Below are 24,653 nucleotides of genomic sequence, written 5' to 3' on the forward strand. Positions count from 1 at the left end.
CGACCGGCGGATCAAGGACTCGCGCGCGCGAGTTGAGCTGGGCCCGGCCCATACTCATCCATGGTTGCCTTTCGCAGACTAGCTCTAATCCTCGTGACGATCGCCTTGGTGATGCCGGCCCAGGTGGCGAACGCGGCGGTGCCCGACAAGTACGGCTTCGCGGTGTGGAACGGCGTCGCCGCGGTCAAAAGGACTCCGGCCACGACAACGATCGTCGAGGTGCCCGCCGGGTCGGGGCAGTACCGCGTCACCTTTCCGGGTCAGGCGCACGCCAACGGTTATGCCCACGTCACGGCGATCAACGGCGGCGGCCGCTGGTGCCAGCTCAACAACTGGTTCTCCATCGGCGCCGACGCCCGGGTGGATGTCGACTGCTACAACCCGGGCGGATTCAAGCAGAGCACCAATTTCTCCGTCATGTACGCGGGCAGTTCGGGGCCCGGCCCGGTCACCGGCGCTCACGTCTACTACGCCTACAACCTCGGCGGAGTCCCGCACAAGTTCAACTCCACCGGCGCGGTGGACCCGGCCCCGATCGACGAACCCGGTGTCGGCTCCTGGCTGCAGAACTTCAACGGCATCGGCGGGCCGATGATGAAGGGACAGCTTCAGGTGACCGCGCTCAACTTCGCGGAAGGGGCCCGCTGCAAGGCTTCCGCCTGGTTCATCGACGCCGGCTTCCAGCAGGTTCGGGTCAAGTGCTACAACTCGGCGGGCGCGCCGCTGGACACCCGATGGGTGTTGAGCTACCACGAGCGGCGCGAGGTGGTCGGCAAGGCCGGACCCAAGTTCGCCTACGGAACGCTCTGGTGGCCGGGCACTCCACCGCTGCTGAGCGGTTTCGACGTGGCCGAGACCAACTACAGCTCCGTCGGCATGCGCAACACCGTGCTGTACGTTTCGACGGGCCGCTATCTGGTGTCTTTGCCCAACGTGGCCGGCGGCACCGACCATGTCCAGGTCACCGGCTACGGGCACTTGAACAATCGCTGGTGCCAGCTGGAGGATCTCTGGTTCTATGCGGGCAACGGCGTGCAGGTCAAGGTGGCTTGTTTCAACAACGGCCAGCCCGCGGACTCCGGCTTCTTCGTCACCTATTCCACCGTCTAGGCCGTATCTAAGCGACGGCGCGCGGCAGGTAGCCGCGCGCCACCAACTCGACCACATAGGACGCTGTCCGCGGTGCCGTCCATCCGTTCTGCGCATGGTAGGCGCGCAGGTGCACATAGGTCAGCAGCACCATGTTGGTCAGCGCCCCGATCCAGGTTCGCGGCTCCTCCGGCGCGGGAAGCGAACCGTCGGCCACCGCCAGATCGAGGATGCGCAGCCACGGGTCGTAAAAATCGAGCGTCATGTTCGCGGCTTCGAGGTCCTTGGGGTGAAACGCGGTTTCGGTGTGGGCGAGCAGGGGCAGGTTCCGCTCGGCCACCACGCATAGGGCGAGCAACGCCCTGTCCAGACGCTGCGCGCCGTTCCCCGCTTCGGTCAGCGGGGCCCACAGCAGCTCCCGGTAGTCGGCGACGAGCCTGTGCCGCAGCACCTTTTCCACGGCGGCCCGGGTCAGACCGTGCCGCCACACGGTGGCGCGGGAGACCCCGGCCCGCTGGGCGATCGCCTCGAGGCTGAGCGCTTCCCAGCCATCGTCGTGGAGCAATTTGATGGCGACTTCCAGCAGCTGCTCGTTCACGAGGCATCACCGTAGCTGAGACTGACAGTCTCATGCTACGTATACAGCTGTCTCAGGTACCAAGGAGGAGAAATGCTCATCGAGAACGCGCCTGAAGCCGGCTGGAACGACGTCACTTTCCGTTGGCAGGAAACAGATCCGAGCAACGAGTCGCACGCTGTTCTGGTGCGCCTGATCGGCGTGACCGACCACGCCTACGACGACGGCGACGTGCGCGCCTTCCTGATGCAGCGCGGTTCCGGCGGCCAGTGGAGCGTGCGGCTGCGCCTGCCGTCGACTTTGCGCTCCTCGTATCAGATCTGCCCCATCCGCGATGCGCCCTGGGACGGGCATCCCACCGAAGAGCGATGGGCGCGCATTCTGGCCGCGGGTGTGCCTGATCCGCTCAATCCCCTCTTGCTCGCGGCCGGTGTCACCTATGGAAACCCTGATGCGGCTTCCATTCTCGAGCTGCCACAAGCGCCGCCGCAACCGTGGCACGCGCCCAGGCCGGGCGTAGCGCCGGGCACCATGACCCGCCACGAAATCGGCGAAGCCTCCATAGTCCATGTCTATGTCCCCGCGGGATATGAGCCACAGGGAATCCCGCTGCCGCTGGTGGTGCTCTTCGACGGGCTGTGGTGGATGAGGTTGAACATCGCGGCCACCTTCGACAATCTCATCGCCGACGGCGCGGCGCCGCCCATGGTGGTGGCGGCCGTCGAGTCGATTCATGGCGCGCCCCGCTGGCACGCCCTGACCCATCCCCAGGTGTACGAGCCTTTCGTGCTTGACGAGCTGGTGCCCTGGATCGAGAAGCGCTGGAACGTCTCCGGCGATCCGGATAGGACAGTGCTCGCCGGGCAGAGCCTGGGCGGCCTGGTGACCTCCCATCTGGCGCACTCGCATCCAGACCGTTTCGGCTGGGTCATCGGGCTGTCGGTAGCCGCGTGGTGGGGCGGCGACGATGAGGGCGGCCTGTCCGGCAAGCAGATCCTCGACGCGTTCGCCGACACCGAGCCTGTCCCGGTGCGCTTCTTCCTCGATGTCGGCTCGCGCGAAGGCGACCTGCTGGCTTCGGTGCGGCTGATGCGCGACACGTTGCGCTCACGCGGCTACTGGATGCGCTATCGCGAGTACGACGGCGGCCACGATCTTGCCTGCTGGCGCGGCGGGCTGGCCGACGGCCTGGTGGCCGCGCTGAGCGGTCCGCGAGTGGACGAGTCTTGAGGCACGCTAACATTGGCCATGGCGAAGCGACGCTCGGTCGTCCTCAACGGGGACCTTGGCAGCGGCAAGAGCACGGTTTCAATGATGTTGGCCGCACAGCTGGGGATCCGCCGCATCAGCGTGGGAGACCTCTTCCGGACGCTGGCGGCGCAACTGGGCATGACAGCGGTGGAGATCAATCTGCATGCCGAGCTTGACGATAAAATCGATCATTATGTTGATCAGCTTCAGCGTGACATCGCCGCCTCCGGCGAGCAGCTGATCGTCGACAGCCGGTTGGCCTGGCACTTCTTCGCCGACGCGCTGAAGGTGCATCTCATCGCGGAGCCTCTGGTCGCCGCGCAGCGGGCGCTGGGCAGGCCGGCCAACTCGGTGGAAAGCTATGCCGATGTGGAAGAGGCCCGCGATCGGCTCGCTATACGCAGCGAGAGCGAACGGATGCGGTTCGTCACCCGCTATGGCGTAGACAAGACCCGCCTTCGCAATTACGACCTCGTCTGCGACACCACAAGCGCCACCCCGGAACAGGTTGCGGAAAAGATTGTCGAGCATCTCCATTCCCCGATGGAGGACGGGCCTGCCTGCTACCTCGCTCCAAAAAGGATTTACTTCACCGAGGATCCGGACGCCGAGGATGGCGCCGACCCGGATGGGCAGATCACCGTCGGCTACTCCGCGCCGAATTTCTTCGCCGTGCAAGGACATCGGCGCCTGAGCGCCGCGATCCGAGACGGCGAAGGGCTCGTTGCCGTGAAACTGATGGCCGAGGCTCAGGAGACCATCGCCGGGGTCAGCTGCGTGGACTACTTCGAGGCCAACGCTGGCAAATTCGGATGCGAGCAGTCGGCGGGTCTTCAATACTGACCGAATGGATCAGCTCCAGAAGATCGTGCGGTTGGTCGGCGACACGCTTGGCCCAGCCGCTCTAGGAATTTACTTACATGGATCTTCTGTGGATGGCGGGCTCAAGCCCGCCAGCGACGTGGACATCATGGTGGTGTCCGAGCACAGCCTTGACGATCGGGAGCGCCGTGCCCTCGTCGACGGGCTTGCGCCGATCTCCGGCTCACGGGTGGCGGCGCGGCCGGTCGAGCTGACCGTGGTGGTCCAGGCGCAGGTGCGCCCTTGGCGGTATCCGCCGACGTGCGACTTCCTCTACGGCGAGTGGTTGCGCGATCAGATCGCGGCCAGCGGTCCCCCGCAGCCCGAGCCGATGCCCAACCTCGCCATCATGATTCCAATGACGCTGGCGGGCGACCATCCGCTCAGCGGCCCGCCGCCGGCCGAGCTGCTCGACCCCGTCCCGCCCGGGGACATCGCCCGCGGCTGCGTGGACGGCATCCCGGACCTGGTTGGGGACCTGCCCGGGGACACCCGCAACGTGCTGCTGACCTTCGCCCGCATCTGGGCCACGCTGGCCACCGGTGAGATCAAGTCCAAGGACGCGGCCGCCGACTGGGCCCTGGCCCGGCTGCCCGCGCCGGATCGGCCGGTGCTCGAACACGCCAAGCAGCTTTACCTGACCCGCCGTTACAGCGAAGAAGCGGCGTGGAGCGACGAGCTGATGGCTCAGCTTCCCTCCCATGTGGACACTGTTCTCGCCGAAATCGGCCGCCTGGCCAAGGGATGACCCGTCACACGGCGACGGTGAGGCGAATGGTGACCATGTCACCGAGCTCCAGGCCTTCGGCCTTGCGCACCTTGTCCTTCACCGGCACCAGGTAACCCCCGTTCTTGGGGAAAAGCGATGTCGTCCACTTGGTCGACCCGATCCGCGCCGCCACCGGAATCATGCCCCAGCCGTAGGTGACCGAGGCCGAAGCCGCCTCGAGCGCGCCACACTGCTCATCCGGGACGCTGACGAAGTGGTACGGCGACGGGCCTCGCCAAAACCACAGCTCACCGCTGAATTGCAGATCCATCCGAACAGAATAGGAGCTGTTCCGGACGGGTAACGTCCGCATTGACTCCTACGGTGCAGGCATGACCGATAGCGATACCCCGTGGGAACCGCCGCTGGCCGGAACCGAGACGGAACATCTGATCGCCGCGCTCAACCGGCTGCGCACCACCTTCCGCTGGAAGGCCGGCGCGCTCGACGCGGCCGGCTTGCAGACCCGGGTCGGCGCCTCCTCGCTGACCCTCGGCGGCCTGCTCAAGCACATGGCCGCCCAGGAGGACTACGCCTTCACCGTGAAAATGACCGGGGAGCCGATGGGCCCACCGTGGAACTCCAGCGGCTGGGACGGCGATTGGGAGTTCACCTCCGCCGCCGATGACACCCCGGAAGAGCTTTACGCGCTCTGGGACGGCGCGGCCGAGCGCTCCGCGACAAGGCTGGCCAAGGCATTGGCCAATGGCGGGCTTGACCAGCTGGTTCCCGTGTTCTGGCCCGACGGCCGCCAGATTAGCCTGCGCCGCCTACTGTGTGACCTGATCGAGGAGTACGGCCGCCACACCGGCCACGCCGACCTGCTCCGCGAGGCAGTCGATGGGTTGACCGGGGAGGATCCGCCGCCCGGCTGGCGCGCCAACGCGTGACCCGAGCGATGGTCTTGGCGGCGGTTAGAGTCGGACACGGCGAGGCCCAACGCTTGGAGGACATCGTGACGACGCCATCGGAGGAGACCGCCAAGGTCAAGCAGGTCTGGGAGAAGCACGCGCCCGGCTACGACCGGCAGATCGCCTTCCTGGAAAGGGTCCAGTTCGGCGGGGGCCGGCAGTGGCTGGGCGCGCGCGCTCAGGGGCGGGTGCTGGAGATCGCGGTCGGCACCGGCCTGAACCTGCCGCACTACCCCTCCGGAGTCACCATCACCGGCGTGGAGTTGAGCCCGGCGATGCTTGCCATCGCCCGGCGCCGGGCAGCCACCTTGGGCCTGCAGGCCGATCTGCGCGAGGGCGACGCGCAGCAGCTCCCCTTCGGCGACGCGCAATTCGACACGGTGGTCTGCGCGCTGTCGCTGTGCACCATCCCCTCTCCGGCGGCCGCCATCGCCGAGATGAACCGGGTCCTGGTCCCGGGTGGGCGGTTGCTGCTCCTCGATCACATCGGCAGCACCTGGCCGCCGATCTATGCCGTGCAATGGTTGGTAGAGCGTCTCACCATCCGTTCCATGGGCGAGCATCTCACTCGCCGCCAGCTGGCATTGGTACAGGCGGCCGGGTTCGCCGTGGTGGAGCGGGAGCGGCTCAAGGCCGGCACGGTGGAGCGCATCCACGCGGTCAAGCCGGCCTGAGGCGCGCGCCGCCCGATAAATCGACATTGGTCGACATTGACAGCACTGGCTGCCCGTGCGACGGTCGAAGAAGGCGCGCATTTCGGGAGGTACCACCATGTCGACCCGCGACTACTACATCCGTCCCATCGACAGCGACGGCTGGGAGGTGCAGGCGACCGGTGCCGCACGGCTCAGCTGGGAGTACGACGACGGACGGGAGCGGTTGCTTGCCTTGTACCAGAAGGGAAAGGACAAGCAGTGGGACGCGCAGAAGCGGATCGACTGGAGCATCGAGGTCGACCCGTATGACCCGCTCGGCCTGCCCGACGAGGCGATGGCCATCTACGGCACCAGGTATTGGGACCTGTTCGGCCCGAAGGAGCGAGCCGAACTGCGCCGGCATTACGCATCGTGGCAGTTCTCCCAGTTCCTGCACGGCGAGCAGGGGGCGATGGTGTGCGCGGCGCGCATCGTCGAGTCGGTGCCCGACCTCGACGCGAAGTTCTACTCGGCGACACAGACGATGGACGAGGCCCGCCACGCCGAGATGTATGGACGTTTCCTGCAAGAGAAGATCGGCATGATGTACCCGATCAATGATCAATTGCAGAGCCTGCTCAAAGACACCCTCAACGACTCCCGCTGGGACATGCCCTACCTCGGGATGCAGGTCCTCATCGAGGGGCTCGCGCTGGCGGCCTTCGGCCTGTTGCGCGACACCACCAGCAAGCCCCTGCCCAAACAGCTGCTGTCCTACGTGATGCAGGACGAGGCCCGGCACGTGGCCTTCGGCAGGATGGCGCTGCGTGACTATTACAGCCAGCTCACCCAGGCCGAGCTGGCCGAGCGCGAGGAGTTCGTCATCGAGGGCTGCTACCTGATGCGCGACCGGCTGCGCGGGCATGAGGTGATGGAAAACTTCGGCATCAGCGCGCAGGAGGCCTTTGAAATAGCCGAGAACTCCCCATACCTGCACCTGTTCCGGCGTCTGCTGTTCAGCCGGATCGTCCCGTGCGTCAAGGACATCGGGCTGTGGAGTGAGAAGCTTCAGCAGGCCTACGTGGACATGGGCGTGTTCGAGCTCGGCGAGTCCTCCCTCGACGACCTGATGCGCCAGGACGAGGAGCTGGCCGAGCAGCTTGATGCGCAACGCTTCGCCGACGAGGAGGCCGCGCGCCGCGAGGAGGTCGCGGCCGCCATCGCCGACGGCGCCGCCTAACCCGAGATCAGGTCGGCGGCCTTCTCCCCGATCATGTAGGCGGGGGCCTGGGTGTGGCCGCGGTTGATGCGCGGCATCACCGACGCATCGGCCACCCGCAGCCCTTGCACGCCATGGACTTTAAGGTCGAGACCGACCACGGTGTCGTCGCTGGTGCCCATCCGGCAGGTACCCACCGGGTGATAGAGGGTCTCGGCGCGCTCGCGCACGTGGGCGGCGAGACTGTCGTCGTCGACGTTTCCGGTCCACGGCTCCATCGGCGCGCCCGCAAAGGGCCGCAGCGGGCGCGTTTGAAGCAGGCGATGGGCCACCTTGAGCCCGGCCACGAGGCGGCGGACATCGGCCTGCGCGCTCAGATAACCGGGATCGATGACCGGCGGCTCGGCCGGGTCGGCGCTGGAAAGCGTGATCCGCCCTTCGCTTTCGGGCTGCAGCAGCACCACCCCGATCGTGATGCCGTGGCCGGGCGGCGCGGTCTGGCCATGCTCGATGAACGGCACCGGGGCGAAAATGAGCTCGAGGTCCGGCGCGGCGAGGGACTTGTCGCTGCGAATGAACGCTATTCCTTCGGCCACATTGGACGAAAGCATCCCCTTGCGGGCCAAGAGATATCGGAGCACCTGTCGCGGCGATTCGGCGGCGACCATGGTGATCGGCACTGGGCAGTGCACCCCTATCCCGCTGGCCAGATGATCCTGCAGGTGCAGGCCGACCGCGGGCACCTCGTGCCGGGGGGTGATGCCCAGCGCGCTGAGCTGCTCGCCCTCCCCGATGCCGGAAAGCATCAGCAGCTGCGGGGAGTTGACCGCACCCGCGCTGAGAATGACCTCACGGCCGGCCGCGATCTGGTGCACGGCACCGGATGCGTCGCGGTAGGTCACCCCGGTGGCGCGGTCGCCCACCAGGTCGACCCGCTCCACCAGAGCCCCGGTGAGCACGGTCAGGTTGGGCCGGCGCCGGGCTGAACGCAGGTAGGCGTCGGCCGCGCTCCATCTGCGCCCCCTGCGCTGGGTGACCGGGGTCAGCCCGTACCCGGCGTGGGTGGCGCCGTTGATGCTTCCCTCCTGCGGCAGACCTTCCTCGGCGCAGGCGTCGAGAAACGCCATCGTCAGGGCGTGCGGCGTGCGCAGCGGAGAAATCCACATCGGGTGGCTCTCGGCCCGGTTGAAGTAGGGCAGCAGCTCGTCATAGGACCAGCCCGCGCAGCCCCAGCCGTCGTAGTCGGCGCGCTGCCCGCGAAGCCACATCTGCGCATTGATCGAGGTCGAGCCGCCCAGGGTCTTGCCCCGCGGCCAGTAGAGCTCGCGGTCACCGAGCCCGGATTGCTTGCTGGTGCGGTAGTTCCAGTCGTAGGCCGTGGTGAAGAGCTTGCTGAACGCGGCCGGGATGCGGATCTCCTGCGCCTTGTCCGGCCCGCCCGCTTCCAGCAGCGCCACCCGCACCGCCGGGTCCGCCGAAAGCCGATGGGCCAGCACGCAACCGGCCGCTCCCGCACCTACGATCACATAGTCAAAACGCTGCTCGGACACGACGCCTCCTCAACGGCGAGGAATTCGATGGGCGAGATGTCGCGAACCCTACTCCGATGAAAAGCCCGAGGATAGATATCCATCCCCGGGCCTGGTCAGCGGCCTACTTCTCGCACTGATGGATGCAGCTCCATCCGGTGCTGCGGATCCAATCGCAGCAGGCATGGTGAACGCTTTGCACCTTTTCGTCGCGGTCGACGAACATCGTGATGATCTTATTGCCCTCGATGTTCGACACCGCTTTCTGTTTGGCGAAGTCGATGTGGAGCACCTCGGTCTCGAGCGAGATATCCCGCACGGCGTATTTGCGCGCCTCCTCGGGGTACCTGTCGAAGACTTCACCCAGATCTTTGAAGAATGCCGTATCCACCGTAGGCCCGGCCACGGTCTTCGATTTCGTCTTCACGGTCGCCTCCCCAATGCACAGCCCGCGTGAGATTACGTTGGACACTTCTTTTTGCATTTCCATTCGCCGCCCACGAATCCCCACTCGCAGCAGGCGAGGGAGTGCTCGGGGCCTTCCCCGCCATCGTTATCGTGGAACGAGGTGATGATCCGGCTGCCTTCGACCCGTGCCACCGCGTGTTGCTTCGCGAAGTCGATGCCCAGCTTCTCGGCCTCCTGGCGCGCGGTGCCGATGGCATACCTCGTCTTCGCCTGCGGATGCTTGTCGAATACTGCGCCAAGCGCGTCGAAGAATGCGGTATCCGCTTCTGGACCGGCCGTCATTCCCGCTTTCAATCCCACCACTCCCTGATTCAAGTCGTCCCTGTTCAGGGCCGGTATCCGGCTCGGTATCAGGATAGGCAGATGGGCGGCAGCCAGCCCGGCGAGTCGCGAAATATCATTTTGTCTTCACAGTAGGTTGAGGGCGATGGCTCGCCCGGTCCCGTTGTTGTTGCTTGAGTCCGCCACCGCTCTGTCGGGCATCGGCAACGGTGTCGTCATTGTCGCGCTGCCGTGGCTGATCCTTGAGCGCACAGGCAACGCCGCCATCGCCGGGCTCATCGCGGCTTGCACGGCCGTGCCGCTGCTGGCGGCCAGCGTCTTCGCCGGAACCCTGGTCGACATGGTGGGCCGGCGGCGCATCGCGGTGCTGTCCGATGTTCTTTCCGCGCTTGCCGTTCTCGCCATCCCGGTGGCCGATCTGACGGTCGGGCTGAGCGTGGGGCTGCTGCTGGGTCTCGCGGTCATCGGCGCCATGTTCGACCCGGCCGGACTCACCGCGCGCGAAACCATGCTTCCCGCGGCGGCTCAAGCCGCGCGATGGCCGATCGATCGCGTCAACAGCGTGCACGAATCGGTGTGGGGCTTGGCCTATCTGATCGGGCCGGGGCTCGGCGGCGTCCTCATCGCCCGCGTCGGCGCCGTGCACACGCTGTGGGTCACCGGGGTCTGCTTTCTGCTCAGCGCGCTTCTGGTCCGGTTCATCGCCATGGCCGGCGTTGGCCACCCGCCCTCCCGGCCGGCCAACGTGCGGCAGGCGGTGCTGGAGGGACTGCGTTTCGTCTGGCGCGACCGGCTGCTGCGTACCCTCGGCCTGCTCATGATCGCATTGATCGTGCTCTACCTGCCCATCGAGGGCGTCGTGCTGCCGGTGTACTTCCAATCGATCGCGGCTCCGCAGCGGCTCGGCGCGACCGTGATGGCGATGAGCGCCGGCGGCATCGCGGGCAGTCTCTTGTTCGGCGTTTTTGTTTCTCGGGTACCACGCAGAGCCACCTTCATCGGCGGCGTAGTCCTATCCGGACTGGCTCTGCTCGGCATGTCCTTCCTGCCACCCTTCCCCCTGCTGCTGGCGTTCGCCGCGCTCAGCGGCCTGGCCTACGGCCCGGTCAATCCGCTGGCCAACTACGCGATGCAGCAGCGCAGCCCGGAGCGGCTGCGCGGCCGTGTGGTCGGCCTGATGAGCTCGTCGGCCTACGCCGCAGGCCCGGCCGGCTTCCTGCTGGCCGGGCCTTTGGTGCAGGGGATCGGCGTCAAACCGGCCTTCGTCATGCTGGCAGCGGCTTTCCTCGCGATCGCCCTGCTCACCACGGCTCTGCCCGTGCTGCGCGAGCTCGACCGTCCCGCCTAGCTTCAGACCTTGGTGATGCGCACAGCGTCGGCGATCACCAGGCCTGTGCCGTTGGTCCAGCGGCTCACCGCCACCTTGTTCTCGTCCCCGGCGGTCAGCGTGAAGGTGCCGAGCGTGCGCCATCCGCCACCGTTGAATCGCTGATCCACGTTAACGCTCTGATTTCCGGTGGACGTGACGATCACATAGGGCGCCTTGGTGCTGTAGCCGGGCAGCGCCGGCCACCAGGCGTCGACGCGGTAGGTGCCGGTCTGCGGGATCGCGAACCTGTACCAGGCGGCGTCACTGGCCGAAACCGGTGAGGCGAAACGATAGTCCGCGCCGTAGCGCTGGGCCGAGTAGGACGACACGCCCCAGTTGGCGCTCGCGGTGAACCGCTCATCGGTGTTGTCCACGATCTGCGACCAGGCGGTCGGCGGATTGTCCGGGTCACCCGATGGCGGGGTCAGCGGGGTGCCCAGGGCGTAGGGCCGGCCGAAATTCGGTGTGCCATCGGCGTTCCAGCCGATTTTCTGGGCGCGCGTGGTGCGGCCCTCGTACGTGTAGGCCGAGCTGGTTTTGCCGTGATAGACGATCCAGTCCTCGCTGCCGTCCGGCGACTTGAAGAACCCGTTGTGCCCCGGCCCGAAAACCCCGGCCGCGTCGTTGCGCCAGAACACCGGACCCGAGTGCTGCAGCCAGTTGCCCGGCACCAGCGGGTCGGCGCCGTTGGCGATGGACTTCATCCATAGCTGATAGTCGGGCTTGCCGGTGTCACAGGTCGAGTACACCAGGAACAGCCTTGCGGCGCTGTGCAGCCCGACCGGGCCTTCACGCACCTCCGTGCAGCCGCCGCTGGCCGGTAACGCCACCCGGCCACCCACCACCGACCATGGCGTGTCCATGCGCTGCAGGTAGAGCTGCGCGGGGCCGCCCATGCCGCGACCCGGGCCGGTCCAGGCGAAGTACATCTGGCCGTTGTGGACGAAGGGTTCGCCGTCGATGGCGTACTCGCCGTGGTCGGCGATGCGCGCCTTGAAATGGTACGGCCCAAGGGGATCGTCCCCCTCCGACTCGATCACATAGTTGCGGTGATTGGCGTCGACACCGTTGCTGGCCGTGTAGTAGAGATACCAGCGCTGGCCGAAGCGGTACAGGGCCGGTGCCCACATCTGCTGGTTGCGGCTCGCATCGCCGTCGCGCCATACCGTGTTCTCGGGCGCGGAGGCGAGTCCGGCCAATGTGGACGATCGCCAGATCCCTATCCGGTCACCGAGCGTCGTGGCCAGATAGTAGTTTCCATTGGCGTGGGTCAGCGTGGGATCGGCGCTGAAGTTGAGCGGATTGGTGAACGACCCGGCCGCGCTCGCCGCAGCGGTCGGCATCAGCGCGAGCAGCAGCGCGGTCGTGAGGAGCCAAGCTAGCCGTTTCATCGCCCCAGGATGCATTTACAGATCGGCATGCGTCAGACGATTTCGGTCCTGGCCGAAATGCGGCCACGCTCGGCCAGCCGCCTCACCAACGCGTCATGGGGCACCGCGGGCACGACCCGGCCGTGAATTCCGGTGGTCGTCCCGGCCGCGACCAAACTGTTGAGCAACGCCTCCTCGGTGGCATCCTGCACCGCGCCGAAAACCGGGTCGATCCCCTTGCCGGGCAGGCTCACCGGAGCCGAAGCTGCTGTGCTGAAAGCGATCGCGTAGTCACCGCTGCCATTGCTGTACGACGCGCCGACCCGCGCCATCGCGAAAATAGCCCGGCGCGCCACCCGGCCCAGCTGCCGGGAGTCCAGCGGCGCGTCGGTGGCCACCACGATCATGCACGAGTTGCCCGGCGGCTCCACGGGCTGCGCGGGCCCGATCAGCTCGGTCACCGGCATCTGCACCCCCAGCACGGTAAGCACCCCGCCGAAGTTCGCCTGCACCAGCACACCGACCGTCACCGGGACACCGCCCAGGTCGGCGAGGCGCGAGGAGGTGCCGATGCCCGCTTTGTAGCCGAGCGCGATCGTCCCGGCGCCGGCCCCCACACAGCCCTGTGCCACCGGCCCATCGGCCGCACCGGTCAGCGCCGCCAGCACGTGCCGCTCGGTCACCGGACGTCGCCGGATGTCGGACAGGTAACCATCGTTGGTCTCGCCGACCACCGGGTTGAACGATAGCCCCTCCGGCTGGCCGGCCATCAGATGGGTGAGCACAGCGTCCGCGGCCCGGAACACCGACAGGGTGCCGGTCAGCACAATCGGTGTCTCCAGCACGCCCAGCTCGGCGACCTGGGTCGACCCGACCAGCTTGCCGTAGCCGTTGCCGATGTCCACCGCTGCGGGCAGACTCCCCCTGGTCGCCAGCTGGGACGGCACCACCGCGGTGACCCCGGTGTGCAGGTCGGCGCCATCGTCGATGGTGGTGTGCCCGACCAGGACGCCATCCACATCGGTGATCGCGTTGTGCCGGCCCGTGGGCACAGCGCCTACAACGATGCCTAGATCACGGGCGCAGCGCGGCAAGTTTCTCATCAAGCCCATCGTGCCATTCCGCGATCCGGCAGCTCGTGAGGGGCGTCGGCCTGGCCGAACCGTCGATCCACTTTGGACACTCCGGCCCGGTGCCATACTTTCTGGCATGACCTCTGATCCGCCGCCCGGCAAACCCAGCGGGCGGCCGAGTCTGGTGCAGGTCGCCCAGCTCTCCGGCGTCTCGGTGAAGACGGCGTCCAGGGCGCTGAGCGGCGAGGGATACGTCGCCGACGAAACGCGCATGCGCGTCCAGAACGCCGCCGACCAGCTCGGCTACCGGATCAACGGGATCGCCCGCGAGCTTCGCCGGGGCGCCAAGACGTCGACCCTGGTGGGGCTGCTCAGCGGAGACCTGGCGAACCCGTTCTACTCCAGGCTGGCCAGCGGCCTGGAGAGGGAGTTGCGCCGCCACCACCTCCAGCTGATAACCGCGAGCACCGACGAGGATCCGGCACTTGAGCGCGAGCTGATCAACACCTTGCTGGAGCGGCGGGTGCGAGGCTTGGTGGTGGCGTCGACCATGGCCGCGCACGGTTTCCTCGCCGCCGAACGCCGGCACGGCATCCCCTTCGTCTTTGTCGATCGCCCGCCGGTCGGTCTGGCCGCCGACGCCGTGCTGCTGGACAACCGCGAGGGCGCACGCCAAGCCGCCGCGCATCTGATCGCCGGCGGGCACCGGCGCATCGGCGTCATCGGCGATCTGTCCCGGTTGAGCACCCACCGCGACCGCATCACCGGATTCGCCGAGGCCATGGAGCAGGCAGGTCTCAACGATTGGGACGAATATCTGCTGGAAGACGCGCACGACACCGCCGCTGCCGTGCGCGCGGTGGGCGAGCTGCTGTCCAGAGAGCCACCGCCGACGGCCTTGTTCACGACCAACAACCGGATCACGACCGGGGCGCTGCGCGGGATGCGCGGGCACCCTTCACCACCGGCGCTCATCGGCTTCGACGAGCTGGAGCTTGGCGACGTCCTGGGCGTCACCGTGGTCACCCACGACCCGGAGGAGATGGGCCAGCAAGCCGCGCGGCTGCTGATGGCCCGCCTGAACGGCGACCGCGAGCCCCCGCACCGTGTCGTGGTGCCGGCCACCCTGCTGGTACGAGCCTCGAGCGAACACCCACCCCCACCCAACTGACCGCCCACCACTCCTGCCACCAGGCCCGCTCGCGCTGCCAAGCCGGCTGGCTTCGGGCTGGCGGGAGCGGTAGTGGGTTGTGCGCGGGGCCCGTCCTGGGCTGCGGCCACACCTTCTGCGGCGTCGGGTGTGGAGCTGCCCAGGACGGGCGTCTTTCGGCATTGCCAGCCGCGCAAAAAAGAAATGAAAGTAAGTCATGTGTATCTATGCCAACGTTGTCACATTCCGCGGCTCGCCCTAGGAGGCGTTCAGTGGTGCCATCCGCAGGCAAGACGCGGCGCCGGACGGCGACTCCCGGCGAACACAGCGATGCAGGCGTCGGATCCCCCGCTGCGGTCGCGCCAGCCGGAGGAGGCCGGCGCGACAACAAGATCGTTCTACTGTGGAGCCCGTGGCGGAACATGTTGGTGGATGTTTGAGTAAGCAGGGTTGCCCTTGCCCCGCGGTCCTGTCAATCCCTTGACATCCGTTCCGTAACATGCTGGCAATCTGCAAACTCCGACCTCAGGCGACCACCGAGGGTTGCTCCTGATTGGAATCCGCCCAGCGTGCATAGCCTGAGCCAGGCCTCTCGGAGATCAGCTCAGGGGCAGCAGCGAGTTTTGCTCAAGTGCTCAGATCTTTTTTGGACGAAAACAAAAGTTGTAACGTTCTTGAGGAAACTATGGACATGGATTCAGGAGTTTTCTAAAGTCTGCGTCACGACTGTTGGTCCTTCGGCGATGCCACGTCGGCGCAAAGATCCATCTTTCCTGGTTCGGTGACGGTGGTATCGCCTGACAACGATGTCATATGTCCGGCCCTGCTGCCGTCGCCGTTCCCCTCGCTCTAGGAGAACCGATGGGCAGTTGGCAGCGATGGCGGCGCAGCCGTCTCGTGAAGAGAACAACCTTGGCGTCAGTGGCGATGATGGTGGCGATCACGGTCACCACCGTTCCCACGGTCGCGCAGGCCGCTCCCCCGCCTCAGGAACCCGGTGTGACGCTTCGGGTTTACGACATGCAGGTGGCGCTGAGCCAGCTCTGCACCCTCAAGGCCGCGCAGACGCCCAATGTGGACAAGAAGATGACCACCATCAACTGGACCACAGCGGCCGACTTCGGCTTCGAGGACAACTTTATTGCCCATGTCCTGGGCTACATCAACATCAGCACGGCGGGCAGCTACACGTTCCGGCTCACCAGTGACGACGGATCGCGGCTGCTGATCGACGACAGTCTGGTGATCAACCACGATGGCTTGCACGGCCCCACGCCGCTGGAAGGCACCATCACCCTCACCACCGGCTACCACGCGCTGCGGATCGAGCAGTTCGAGGCGGGCGGCGGGCAGCAGATCACGCTGGACTGGAGGACACCCGGATCCACCACCTTCGTGCTGGTGCCCAACTCCGTGCTGAGCACGGATGCCGGGGTGGTCCGAGTGACCGCGCCGGGGCGCAAGGAGTGCGAAGGCACCGGGGACTCCCCCGGTGACGGGTTGCCGCTGACCAGCGTGCACCCCAACTTCACGCTGCGCAATCTTCGCCCCAGCGGCTTCGAACCGAAGGTCACCGGCATGGACTGGCTCGCCGACGGCCGCATGGTCATCTCCACCTGGGGTGGCAGCGACCAGTCCGGCACCTCGCAGGCGGGTGAGGTCTACATCCTGACCAACACCGGCGGGGCAACGGGCACGGTGACCACCAAACGGATCGGCAGCGCCCTCAAGGAACCCATGGGGCTCAAGGTGGTTGACGGCGTGGTCTACGTGTCGGAGAAGGCGCGGCTGACCAGGCTGGTCGACACCAACGGCGACGAGGTGGCCGACCAGTACCAGACCGTGGCCACCTGGCCCTACGGCGGCAACTTCCACGAGTTCGCCTTCGGTTTGCTCTACCAGGCACCGAACTTCTACGTGAACCTGTCCGTCTCCATCAACTCCGGTGGTGCGACCACCGACCCGCAGCCGGCGGCCAACCGCGGCTCCACCATCCAAATCAACAAGGACACCGGTGCGGTCACCTGGATAGCCGGTGGGCTGCGCACTCCGCACGGCATCGGCTGGGGGCCGGAGGGCGGCATCTTCGTCACCGACAACCAGGGCGGCTGGCTCCCGTCGTCGAAACTCCTTCACATCAAGCAAAACCGGTTCTTCAACCACTACATGAACCCACCCGGGCCGTTCGACTCCAACCCGGTGTCGCAGCCGGTGTTGTGGATGCCGCAAAACGAGATCGCCAACTCGCCGAGCACCCCGATGTACATGACCTCCGGGCTTTACTCGGGACAGTTCCTCATCGGTGACGTTACCTATGGCGGGCTGCAGCGCGGCTTCGTGGAGAAGGTCAACGGCGAGTACCAGGGCGCGCTGTTCCGGCTCACCCAGGGTCTGGAAGCCGGCATCTCCGAGGTCAACGTCGGTCCCGACGGGGCGATCTATGTCGGCGGTCTCGGCGCGGGCGGCAACTGGGGCCAGACCGGCAAGCTCATGCACGGCCTGCAGAAGCTGACCCCCAACGGGGGCAACGCCTTTGACATGCTCGCCATGCGGGCTCTGCCCAATGGGTTCGAAATCGAGTACACGCAACCGCTTTCGGCCGCCACCGCCACCGCTTTGGCCACCAAATATCAGGTGAAGCAGTGGCGCTATGTGCCCACCTCCGCCTACGGCGGACCGAAGGTCGACGAGCAGACCCTGTCGGTTTCCTCGGCGACGCTGTCGGCCGACGGCAAGAAGGTCACGCTGGTCATCAACGGCTTGCAGCCGGGCCGAGTGGTACACATCCGCTCGCCCAAGCCTTTCGCGTCCAGCAATGGCCAGTCCCTTTGGAGCACCGAGGTTTGGTACACGCTCAACGCCATCCCGGGTCAGCAACAGGCCACCAACCTGGCGCTGGGCAAGCCCGCCACCGCCGACAGCTCCTGCGCGGCCACCGAAGGCCCGGCCAAGGCGGTCAACGGAACGGTCACCAGCGGCAACACCGACAAGTGGTGTTCGCTGGGCGCCACCAAGTGGATGCAGGTCGATCTCGGTACCACACAGAGTGTGAACCAATTCGTGGTGAAGCATGCGGGCGCGGGTGGCGAGAACACCGCCTGGAACACGCGTGACTTCAACATTCAGGTGAGCACCAACGGCACAGCCTGGACCACCGTCGCCACGGTTACCGGCAACACGGCCAGCACCACCACCCATAACATCGCGGCAACACAGGCCAGATACGTGCGCCTGAACATCACCACGCCTGCCAGCGATGGAAATGCGGCTGCGCGCATCTACGAGTTCGAGGTCTATGGCGGCACGGTCACGCCGCCGACGGGCAACCTCGCGGTGGGCAAACCGGCCACGGCCGACAGCTCATGCGGCGCGACCGAAGGCCCGGACAAGGCGGTCAACGGAACCACCACCGGCGGCAACGCCGACAAGTGGTGTTCGTCGGGGGCCACCAAGTGGATGCAGGTCGACCTCGGTACCAGTCAGACGGTGAGCCAATTCATCGTCAAGCATGCCGGAACCGGCGGCGAGAACACCGCCTGGAACACGCGTGACTTCAACATTCAGGTGAGCACCAACGGCACGGCCTGGACCACTGTCGCCACGGTAACGGCAAACACGGCAAGCATGACCAGCCACACCATAACCGCCACCCAGGCGCGTTATGTACGTCTCAATATCACCACTCCGGCCAGCGACGGCAACACCGCCGCCCGGATCTACGAACTCGAAGTCTATGCCAACACCGGAAACGTCGGCAGGATAACCCTTTTCGACGGCGCTAGCATGAACAACTTCACCGGCAGCGGCGGCGCTGCCGTGACCTGGCCGCTGGGCAACGGCGGGGTGGAGGTGCTAGGTGGCGACATCCGCAGCAAGCTCGCCTTCGGCGACTTCAAGCTGCACATCGAGTTCTGGCTACCGAACCTGCCGCCGAACGTGACCGGGCAGGCGCGTGCCAACAGCGGCATCTATTTGCAGGACCGCTACGAGCTTCAGGTGCTGGATTCGTGGGGCGACACCACGCTCGCCAACGACGAATGCGGCTCCATCTATCAGAAGCTCACCCCGTCGCAGAACGCCGCGAGAGCACCAGAAACGTGGCAGACCTACGACGTCACCTTCCGCGCGGCCCGCTTCAACGGCACGACCAAGACCGAGAACGCTCGCGTCACGGTCGTCTGGAACGGCGTGACCGTGCACAACAACGCGCAGATCGACGGCCCCACCGGAAACGGGGCGGCCGAAGGCGCTGCGGCGGGCCCGATCCGCTTGCAGGACCACGGCGACGCCGGCGCCAACCTGTTCTACCGCAACATCTGGGTCGAACCGGTTTAACCAGCTCCACCTGTCGCGGGCCGGTGGTCCAAACCCACCGGCCCGTTCCCAGTCTTGGAGGACTGAATAATGTTCCGTCCCATAGCAAGCGCAACTACTTTCGCCTTGGTGAGCGTCTTGGCCGTCGCCGCTGCCGCTGTACCGGCTTCGGCCGCTGTCATCTGCAACCGCTTCTGCGACGGCCGCAACGCTGCGCTGTCGCCCACGGATCGGCAGCCACTGCCCGCCGCCACGGTCTGGGGCAGGCGCATCACCTTGCACCTCAACGACACCGACGCGATGGGCTGGGCGTCCATCGACAGCGGCGACGCCACCGATCGGGTCTGGCTCGACCGTTCCTTCGACTCTGGCCGCACTTGGGCGGCCAACGCCAATCTCGGCGACACCGCCATCCCGGCCGGGCAGCGCACCACCCGAACCCTTATGTACAACAACGACGACTGGGCGGGCCGTGGCGTGGGCGCGCTGCGCGCCTGCGGCAAAGCCGGGAACCGGCCCGAAATCGCCTGCACCACGTGGGCCAGAACCACCTGGAACGCCGGCGAAAGGCGCACCGCGGCGGCCACCGGGCTGATGATGTTCTACAACCAGAACATCGGCCTGTTCAACACCACCGGCTGGTGGAACTCGGCGAACGCGCTCACCGCCATCATCGACAACATCCGCCTGACCGGCATGGCCAGCTACAGCTACGCCATTTCGACCACCTTCAGCCGGCACGGCAGCTTCAACAACGAGTACCTCGACGACACCGGCTGGTGGGCCATGGCCTGGATCGGCGCCTACGATCTGACCCGGGAAACCCGATACCTTGACATGGCGCGTTCCGGCGCCGCCCACATGTTCGCTTACTGGGACAACGTCTGCGGCGGCGGGATCTGGTGGCGCACCGACCGCACCTACAAGGCGGCCATCGCCAACACTCTCTACCTTCAGGTCAACGCCGCGCTGCACAACCGGATCCCGGGCGACACCGTGTACCTGCAACGGGCGCAGGCATCGTGGGCCTGGATCCAGCAGACCGGGATGATCAACAGCTCGAACCTGGTCAACGATGGCATCAGCCTGAGCACCTGCCGCAACAACAACGGCACCATCTGGTCCTACAACCAGGGCGTGCCGCTCGCCGGGCTGGTCGAGCTCAACCGCGCCAACGGCGACGCCGCCCTGCTGACCAAAGCGCGGGCGATGGCCAACGCCTCCAGCACCACCAATTTGCTGCACTCCAACGCAATCCTGCGCGACCCCTGCGAAGGTGGCAGCTGCGGCGCTGACGGCGTCTCGTTCAAAGGCATCTACGTCAGGGACTTGGCCGTGCTCAACAATGCGCTGCCGGACCGTCCATTCACCACCTACCTACGCCGGCAGGCCGACCGGGCCTACGCCGCCGACCGTACCCCGCTCGACCTCTACGGCATGCGCTGGAACGGCCCTGTCGACTCGACAGACGCCGCTCGCCAGCAGAGCGCGCTGGACCTGATGAACGCCGCAAGCTGACGCGGCTGGCCGGGTCATGCCCGCGCTTCCGGATCCCGGCTGAACTGCCAGGTGGTGATGGAGTGGTAGGTGTGATCCGGCTCCAGGATGCTGGTGGGGAACGACTCCTGATTGGGCGAGTCGGGGAAAAGCTGAGTTTCCAACGCGATTCCGGCACCCTGCCGGTACACCCGGCCGGATGGCCCGGCGATCGCGCCGTCCAGATGGTTCGCGGTGTAAACCTGCAAGCCCGGCTGATCGGTGCTCACCGTCAGCCCCAGCCCGCTCGCCGCCGAATATAGCGAAGCCGCGGGCCGCATGCCAAGGCCGTCGATGGCGAAGTTGTGGTCCAATCCCCTGGCCCACAACAGCTGCTGATCCGGGTGGCGGATAACCGGGCCGATCGGGGTCGCAACGCGCAGATCGAGCGGGCTCGCGGCGACCTCCGCCAGCCGGCCAAGGGGAATCAGGTCTTCGGCTATGGGGGTGTACCGGCTGGCGTGCACCACAATCTGATGCCGATCGATGCTATCGCCTGCTTCTCCGTCGAGGTTGAAATAGGCGTGGTTGGTGAGGTTGACCGGGGTCGGTTTGTCGGTGTGGGCCCGATAGGCAATCGTCACCGTGTCGCCGTCGACGGTGTAGGTGGCCGTGCAGGACAGGTTGCCAGGAAAGCCTTGGTCGCCGTCGGGGCTGTCCAGGGCGAGGGTGATCGAGCTTGCCGAGACATCGACGACTCGCCACAGGCGGCGGTGGAATCCGTCGGGGCCGCCGTGCAGGGTGTGCGGGCCCTCGTTGGTACCCAGCTGATAGAGATGGCCGTCGAGAGTGAACTGGCCCTTGGCGATGCGGTTGGCGTAGCGGCCCACCGTGCTGCCGAGGTAGGCGCGCGTTTCCAGCTGCGAGGCGGCATCCCCGTGGCCGAGCAGCACATTGCCGTGACCAGCCACGTGCAATTGGTGGGCGGTGGCGCCCAGATCGAGCACGTGCAGCTCGAGCTGCACCGAGCCGATCACATGGCGCTGGACGGCCCGGCCGTCGGGCAGGTTCCCAAATGGTGTCGGCATGCAGTCTCCCCGGCACAACGCAAGTGTCCTATGTGGAGCAGTGAAAAAAGCTTCTATCGCAACGTGGGCGGGCCGCTGCTGGCCCGCACGACAAGTGCCGGCTGCACCCGAGGATGGACCACCGGCAAGCCTTCCTCGGCCTCCAGCAGCTCCAGCAGCGTCGCCAGGCACTGGCGGCCGACCTCGTCGAAGTCTTGAGCCACCGTGGTCAGCGGCGGCGAGAGAAATTCGGCTTCGGGAATGTCGTCGAAGCCCACCACGCTGATGTCCTCGGGAACCCGGATGCCACGCTCGTGCAACGCCCGCAACATGCCCAACGCCTGCTGGTCGTTGGCGCAGAAGACGGCCGTGACGTCGGGACGCCCGGCCAGCGTCGCGCCCGCCTCATATCCCGACTTCGGGCTCCAGTCGCCCTCAATCAACGGCGGCACCCGCCTGTCCGCCTTCTCCAGCGTTTCCCGCCAGCCGTCGATGCGGTCGCGCGCCTCCAGCCAGTCGCGCGGGCCGGCGATGTGCCAGACCGTTTCGTGGCCGAGGCTCAGCAGATGGCCCACGGCGAGCCGGGCTCCGGCCACCTGATCGACCGAAACCGTGGGCAAATCGCCGACGGTTCCTGCCTCCACCACCACCGCGGGCACTCCGGTGGGCAGGCTGCTGACGGCCGCCGCCGCGGTCAGCAGCGGGGCGATGATGACGACCCCGGCCACCGACTGCTCGGTCAGCGCATCCACCGCCGCGACAACCCCTGCCCGGTCAAGCTTTTCCAGCGCCACGATGCTGATGCCGTAGCCCGCCCGGCGGGCCGCCCGCTCCACGCCGAGCAGTGTGGCGGCCGGGCCGTAGAGGATGGTGTCGAAGCTGACGACGCCGATCACCCGCGAACGCCGCCCGGCCAGGCCACGCGCCAGCGCATTGGGCCGGTAGTTGAGCTGGCGAACCGCTTTCAGCACACGTTCGCGGGTTTCCTCACGAACGCTGGGATGATTGTTGAGCACACGGGAGACGGTCTGATGGGACACGCCCGCCAGGCGCGCGACATCGTTCATCACGGCGGCGCGTGCGGACGGTTGCTGGTTCATCGACGTCTCCCCTTGGCACTTCAGTTTACCCTCAGCCGGCGCCGGCCGATGATCGGCCCACCGGGCTTGCTCCGCCTGACCCGGCTAGAAGCCGCGGGCCAACCGGTAGTAAGCCTGGTTCCACCGGATCTCCTTGGCGAACTGCCGCTGGTCGGTGTCGGCATCGATGACGACAAGCTCGGTGCCCGTCATGTCGGCCAGGTCGTAAAGCTCTTCGGCGCCAACCGCCTGGGACAGCACGGTGTGGTGCGGCCCGCCCGCGGTCAGCCACGCCTGGGCCGAACGGGCCAGATCGGGCCGGGGCCGCCATACCGCGCGGGCGACCGGCAGCTTGGGAAGCGGGTGCGGCGGCTCGACAACGTCGATTTCGTTGGCCACCAAGCGGAATCGCTCTCCCATGTCGGCCAGGCCGAGCACGACCGCCGGGCCTGGCTGCGCATCGAAGACCAGTCGCACCGGATCCTCACGCCCGCCGATGCTCAGCGGGTGGATTTCCGCCTTCGGGGTGCCAGCGGCGATGGTGGGGCAGACCTCGAGCATGTGCGCTCCGAGCACGAGCTCCTGGCCCGGGCTCAGATCGTAGGTGTAGTCCTCCATGAAGGAGGTGCCGCCGGAGGCCCCGGCCGACATCGCCTTGAGCGTGCGCACCAGGACGGAGGTCTTCCAGTCTCCTTCCCCGCCGAAGCCGTACCCGTCGGCCATCAGCCGCTGTACCGCGATGCCGGGCAGCTGGCGCAGCCCGCCCAGGTCTTCGAAGTTGGTGGTGAAGGCCTTGAACCCGCCGCGGTCAAGGAACTCGCGCAGCCCGGCTTCGATCCGCGCGGCGTAGCGCAGCGACTCGCGTTGCTTGCCGTCGGCGCGCAACGGCTCGGCGAGCTGGTACGCCTCCTCGTACTCCTTGACGAGAGCGTCGATGCGTGAGTCGGCCACAGCGTCGACAACGGCCACGAGGTCGTTGACGCCATAGGTGTTGACCGACACCCCGAACCGGAGCTCGGCCTCGACCTTGTCCCCTTCGGTGACCGCAACATCGCGCATGTTGTCACCGAATCTGGCCAGCCGCAGCGATCGCATCTCCTGATAGCCGATCGCCGCACGAGTCCAAGCGGCTATCCGGTCCACCACACGAGGATCGCTGACGTGACCCGCCACGGTCTTGCGCGCGATGCCCAGACGCGTTTGCACGTAGGCGAATTCGCGGTCGCCGTGGGCGGCCTGGTTGAGGTTCATGAAATCCATGTCGATGTCGGCCCACGGCAGCAACATGTTGGCCTGGGTGTGCAGGTGCAGCAGCGGGGTCCGCAACGCGTCCAGCCCGCTGATCCACATCTTGGCCGGGGAGAAGGTGTGCATCCAGGCGATCACCCCGACCACACCTTGCGCCGCCGCGTCACGGCAAACGTTGAGGATTTCGGTGCTGGAGGTGAGGACCGGTTTCCACACCACCTGCGCGGGGATGCCAGGCGAATCGTCGAGCAGGCGGGCGATTTCCCGGGATTGCCCAGCCACCTGGCGCAGGGTCTCCTCGCCGTACATGCCCTGGCTGCCGGTGAGGAACCATACCTGCGGCACTGGATGCGTTGTCATGGTGTTGCCTTCCGCCGAACTAAGGGGATTCACTTCTTGCGGATACCGATGAGGCGCTGAAGCAGGATGAAGGCGAACAACAGGCCGCCGATAACGATCTTTGTCCACCACGAGCTGAGGCTGCCGTCGAACGTGATCAGGGTTTGGATGACACCGAGCACCAGCACGCCCAGCACGGTGCCGAAGACGTAGCCGGAGCCGCCGACCAGAACCGTGCCGCCGATGACGACCGCCGCGATGGCGTCGAGCTCCATCCCGACCGCTATGAGCGGCAAGCCCGACAGCGTGTAGAAGGAGAGCACTATCCCGCCGATGGCCGAACACAGGCCGCTGATGGTGTAAACCGCGATCTTCGTCTTGGCTACCGGCAAACCCATGAGCAGAGCCGACTGCTGGTTGCCGCCGATGGCGTAGACACTGCGGCCGAGCCTGGTGTAGGCCAGCACGTAGGCGCCGATAAGCACCACCGCGAAGGCGATCAGCACGCTGGGCGAAACGAAATTATCGCTCGTGCCGATGCGTTCCTGCGCCATCCTGGTCCAGAACCCGTCGGTGA

General features: G+C 66.5%; 22 protein-coding genes. 11 read left to right on the top strand and 11 right to left on the bottom strand.

The annotated features are described in order from the left end of the window. Positions 1-93: 93 nt before the first annotated feature. A complete protein-coding gene (locus Rhe02_RS32160) occupies positions 94-1,110 on the top strand; it encodes a hypothetical protein (RefSeq protein ID WP_203912188.1) in 1,017 nt (338 codons plus the stop codon). 7 nt (positions 1,111-1,117) lie between these two features. On the opposite strand, the gene Rhe02_RS32165 is transcribed toward Rhe02_RS32160, so the two are convergent. Continuing rightward, on the bottom strand, positions 1,118-1,687 hold the full coding sequence (locus tag Rhe02_RS32165) for a TetR/AcrR family transcriptional regulator (protein ID WP_203912189.1): 570 nt from the start codon (positions 1,685-1,687) through the stop codon (positions 1,118-1,120). Between the two features lie 72 nt (positions 1,688-1,759). Here Rhe02_RS32165 and Rhe02_RS32170 point away from each other — a divergent pair, with 72 nt between their 5' ends. From Rhe02_RS32170 to Rhe02_RS32180, 3 genes are read left to right on the top strand one after another with little or no spacing between them, the layout of a single operon-like run. Beyond that, positions 1,760-2,896, top strand: a complete 1,137-nt coding sequence (locus Rhe02_RS32170; protein WP_203912190.1) for an alpha/beta hydrolase — start codon at positions 1,760-1,762, stop codon at positions 2,894-2,896. Between the two features lie 18 nt (positions 2,897-2,914). Further along, positions 2,915-3,760 (top strand): AAA family ATPase, encoded by an 846-nt coding sequence (locus Rhe02_RS32175; protein ID WP_203912191.1) that lies wholly within the window; start codon positions 2,915-2,917, stop codon positions 3,758-3,760. Positions 3,761-3,764: 4 nt separating this feature from the next. After that, positions 3,765-4,526 carry an aminoglycoside adenylyltransferase domain-containing protein gene (locus Rhe02_RS32180; RefSeq protein ID WP_203912192.1) on the top strand — a complete coding sequence of 254 codons (762 nt, stop codon included), beginning with the start codon at positions 3,765-3,767 and terminating at the stop codon, positions 4,524-4,526. A 4-nt stretch (positions 4,527-4,530) separates the two neighbouring features. Here the strand turns inward: Rhe02_RS32180 and Rhe02_RS32185 are convergent, their stop codons facing one another. Continuing rightward, positions 4,531-4,818: a DUF1905 domain-containing protein gene (locus tag Rhe02_RS32185; RefSeq protein WP_203912193.1), complete on the bottom strand. Its 288-nt coding sequence runs from the start codon at positions 4,816-4,818 to the stop codon at positions 4,531-4,533. 61 nt (positions 4,819-4,879) lie between these two features. On the opposite strand from Rhe02_RS32185, the gene Rhe02_RS32190 reads away from it, so the two are divergent. The 3 genes from Rhe02_RS32190 to Rhe02_RS32200 all read left to right on the top strand — a co-directional run bounded on the left by Rhe02_RS32190 (position 4,880) and on the right by Rhe02_RS32200 (position 7,333). After that, entirely contained in the window at positions 4,880-5,437 is a 558-nt protein-coding gene (locus Rhe02_RS32190) for a mycothiol transferase (RefSeq protein WP_203912194.1), read from the top strand. A 65-nt stretch (positions 5,438-5,502) separates the two neighbouring features. Next, on the top strand, positions 5,503-6,132 hold the full coding sequence (locus Rhe02_RS32195; protein WP_239124192.1) for a class I SAM-dependent methyltransferase: 630 nt from the start codon (positions 5,503-5,505) through the stop codon (positions 6,130-6,132). Positions 6,133-6,229: 97 nt separating this feature from the next. Then, the gene (locus tag Rhe02_RS32200; RefSeq protein ID WP_203912195.1) at positions 6,230-7,333 is read left to right on the top strand and encodes a ferritin-like domain-containing protein; all 1,104 of its coding nucleotides are present in this window, start codon (positions 6,230-6,232) and stop codon (positions 7,331-7,333) included. Here Rhe02_RS32200 and Rhe02_RS32205 read toward each other — a convergent pair. The 3 genes from Rhe02_RS32205 to Rhe02_RS32215 all read right to left on the bottom strand — a co-directional run bounded on the left by Rhe02_RS32205 (position 7,330) and on the right by Rhe02_RS32215 (position 9,612). Next, on the bottom strand, positions 7,330-8,862 hold the full coding sequence (locus Rhe02_RS32205; protein ID WP_203912196.1) for a GMC family oxidoreductase: 1,533 nt from the start codon (positions 8,860-8,862) through the stop codon (positions 7,330-7,332). The two genes, Rhe02_RS32200 and Rhe02_RS32205, sit on opposite strands and share 4 nt — an antisense overlap. A 103-nt stretch (positions 8,863-8,965) precedes the next feature. Continuing rightward, positions 8,966-9,268 carry a hypothetical protein gene (locus Rhe02_RS32210; RefSeq protein ID WP_203912197.1) on the bottom strand — a complete coding sequence of 101 codons (303 nt, stop codon included), beginning with the start codon at positions 9,266-9,268 and terminating at the stop codon, positions 8,966-8,968. A gap of 32 nt (positions 9,269-9,300) precedes the next feature. Continuing rightward, positions 9,301-9,612, bottom strand: coding sequence for a hypothetical protein (locus tag Rhe02_RS32215; RefSeq protein ID WP_203912198.1), 312 nt, complete (start codon positions 9,610-9,612; stop codon positions 9,301-9,303). Positions 9,613-9,736: 124 nt separating this feature from the next. Here Rhe02_RS32215 and Rhe02_RS32220 point away from each other — a divergent pair, with 124 nt between their 5' ends. Then, entirely contained in the window at positions 9,737-10,939 is a 1,203-nt protein-coding gene (locus Rhe02_RS32220) for an MFS transporter (protein WP_203912199.1), read from the top strand. Positions 10,940-10,941: 2 nt separating this feature from the next. Here the strand turns inward: Rhe02_RS32220 and Rhe02_RS32225 are convergent, their stop codons facing one another. Both Rhe02_RS32225 and Rhe02_RS32230 read right to left on the bottom strand, forming a co-directional pair. Further along, complete coding sequence (locus tag Rhe02_RS32225; RefSeq protein WP_203912200.1) at positions 10,942-12,351, bottom strand: family 43 glycosylhydrolase; 1,410 nt, start codon at positions 12,349-12,351, stop codon at positions 10,942-10,944. A 32-nt stretch (positions 12,352-12,383) separates the two neighbouring features. Then, on the bottom strand, positions 12,384-13,433 hold the full coding sequence (locus Rhe02_RS32230) for a P1 family peptidase (protein ID WP_203912201.1): 1,050 nt from the start codon (positions 13,431-13,433) through the stop codon (positions 12,384-12,386). A 106-nt stretch (positions 13,434-13,539) separates the two neighbouring features. Between Rhe02_RS32230 and Rhe02_RS32235 the strand changes: the two genes are divergently transcribed. The 3 genes from Rhe02_RS32235 (at position 13,540) to Rhe02_RS32245 (ending at position 20,385) form a co-directional block, all read left to right on the top strand. Next, positions 13,540-14,574 carry a LacI family DNA-binding transcriptional regulator gene (locus Rhe02_RS32235; RefSeq protein WP_203912202.1) on the top strand — a complete coding sequence of 345 codons (1,035 nt, stop codon included), beginning with the start codon at positions 13,540-13,542 and terminating at the stop codon, positions 14,572-14,574. An 840-nt stretch (positions 14,575-15,414) separates the two neighbouring features. Beyond that, the gene (locus Rhe02_RS32240) at positions 15,415-18,888 is read left to right on the top strand and encodes a discoidin domain-containing protein (RefSeq protein ID WP_239124193.1); all 3,474 of its coding nucleotides are present in this window, start codon (positions 15,415-15,417) and stop codon (positions 18,886-18,888) included. Between the two features lie 108 nt (positions 18,889-18,996). Continuing rightward, positions 18,997-20,385 carry a glycoside hydrolase family 76 protein gene (locus tag Rhe02_RS32245; protein WP_203912203.1) on the top strand — a complete coding sequence of 463 codons (1,389 nt, stop codon included), beginning with the start codon at positions 18,997-18,999 and terminating at the stop codon, positions 20,383-20,385. 14 nt (positions 20,386-20,399) lie between these two features. On the opposite strand, the gene Rhe02_RS32250 is transcribed toward Rhe02_RS32245, so the two are convergent. The 4 genes from Rhe02_RS32250 to Rhe02_RS32265 form a co-directional block, all read right to left on the bottom strand. Beyond that, complete coding sequence (locus Rhe02_RS32250) at positions 20,400-21,431, bottom strand: aldose epimerase family protein (protein ID WP_203912204.1); 1,032 nt, start codon at positions 21,429-21,431, stop codon at positions 20,400-20,402. A gap of 53 nt (positions 21,432-21,484) precedes the next feature. Beyond that, entirely contained in the window at positions 21,485-22,510 is a 1,026-nt protein-coding gene (locus Rhe02_RS32255) for a LacI family DNA-binding transcriptional regulator (protein ID WP_203912205.1), read from the bottom strand. An 84-nt stretch (positions 22,511-22,594) separates the two neighbouring features. Next, a complete protein-coding gene (araA, locus tag Rhe02_RS32260; protein ID WP_203912206.1) occupies positions 22,595-24,097 on the bottom strand; it encodes an L-arabinose isomerase in 1,503 nt (500 codons plus the stop codon). 29 nt (positions 24,098-24,126) lie between these two features. After that, positions 24,127-24,653: ABC transporter permease subunit (locus Rhe02_RS32265; RefSeq protein WP_444544533.1), on the bottom strand; the 527-nt coding region annotated here is incomplete at its 5' end.

The sequence above is a fragment of the Rhizocola hellebori genome, from assembly GCF_016862955.1.
In the GTDB taxonomy this organism is placed as follows: domain Bacteria; phylum Actinomycetota; class Actinomycetes; order Mycobacteriales; family Micromonosporaceae; genus Rhizocola; species Rhizocola hellebori.

Excerpts from the sequence above, each read along its gene's own strand:
- Rhe02_RS32170 (WP_203912190.1), top strand. The coding sequence starts at position 1,760 with ATGCTCATCGAGAACGCGCCTGAAGCCGGCTGGAACGACGTCACTTTC.
- Rhe02_RS32175 (WP_203912191.1), top strand. The coding sequence starts at position 2,915 with ATGGCGAAGCGACGCTCGGTCGTCCTCAACGGGGACCTTGGCAGCGGC.
- Rhe02_RS32180 (WP_203912192.1), top strand. The coding sequence starts at position 3,765 with ATGGATCAGCTCCAGAAGATCGTGCGGTTGGTCGGCGACACGCTTGGC.
- Rhe02_RS32185 (WP_203912193.1), bottom strand. The coding sequence starts at position 4,818 with ATGGATCTGCAATTCAGCGGTGAGCTGTGGTTTTGGCGAGGCCCGTCG.
- Rhe02_RS32190 (WP_203912194.1), top strand. The coding sequence starts at position 4,880 with ATGACCGATAGCGATACCCCGTGGGAACCGCCGCTGGCCGGAACCGAG.
- Rhe02_RS32200 (WP_203912195.1), top strand. The coding sequence starts at position 6,230 with ATGTCGACCCGCGACTACTACATCCGTCCCATCGACAGCGACGGCTGG.
- Rhe02_RS32220 (WP_203912199.1), top strand. The coding sequence starts at position 9,737 with ATGGCTCGCCCGGTCCCGTTGTTGTTGCTTGAGTCCGCCACCGCTCTG.
- Rhe02_RS32225 (WP_203912200.1), bottom strand. The coding sequence starts at position 12,351 with ATGAAACGGCTAGCTTGGCTCCTCACGACCGCGCTGCTGCTCGCGCTG.
- Rhe02_RS32230 (WP_203912201.1), bottom strand. The coding sequence starts at position 13,433 with ATGAGAAACTTGCCGCGCTGCGCCCGTGATCTAGGCATCGTTGTAGGC.
- Rhe02_RS32235 (WP_203912202.1), top strand. The coding sequence starts at position 13,540 with ATGACCTCTGATCCGCCGCCCGGCAAACCCAGCGGGCGGCCGAGTCTG.
- Rhe02_RS32240 (WP_239124193.1), top strand. The coding sequence starts at position 15,415 with ATGGGCAGTTGGCAGCGATGGCGGCGCAGCCGTCTCGTGAAGAGAACA.
- Rhe02_RS32250 (WP_203912204.1), bottom strand. The coding sequence starts at position 21,431 with ATGCCGACACCATTTGGGAACCTGCCCGACGGCCGGGCCGTCCAGCGC.
- Rhe02_RS32255 (WP_203912205.1), bottom strand. The coding sequence starts at position 22,510 with ATGAACCAGCAACCGTCCGCACGCGCCGCCGTGATGAACGATGTCGCG.
- araA (WP_203912206.1), bottom strand. The coding sequence starts at position 24,097 with ATGACAACGCATCCAGTGCCGCAGGTATGGTTCCTCACCGGCAGCCAG.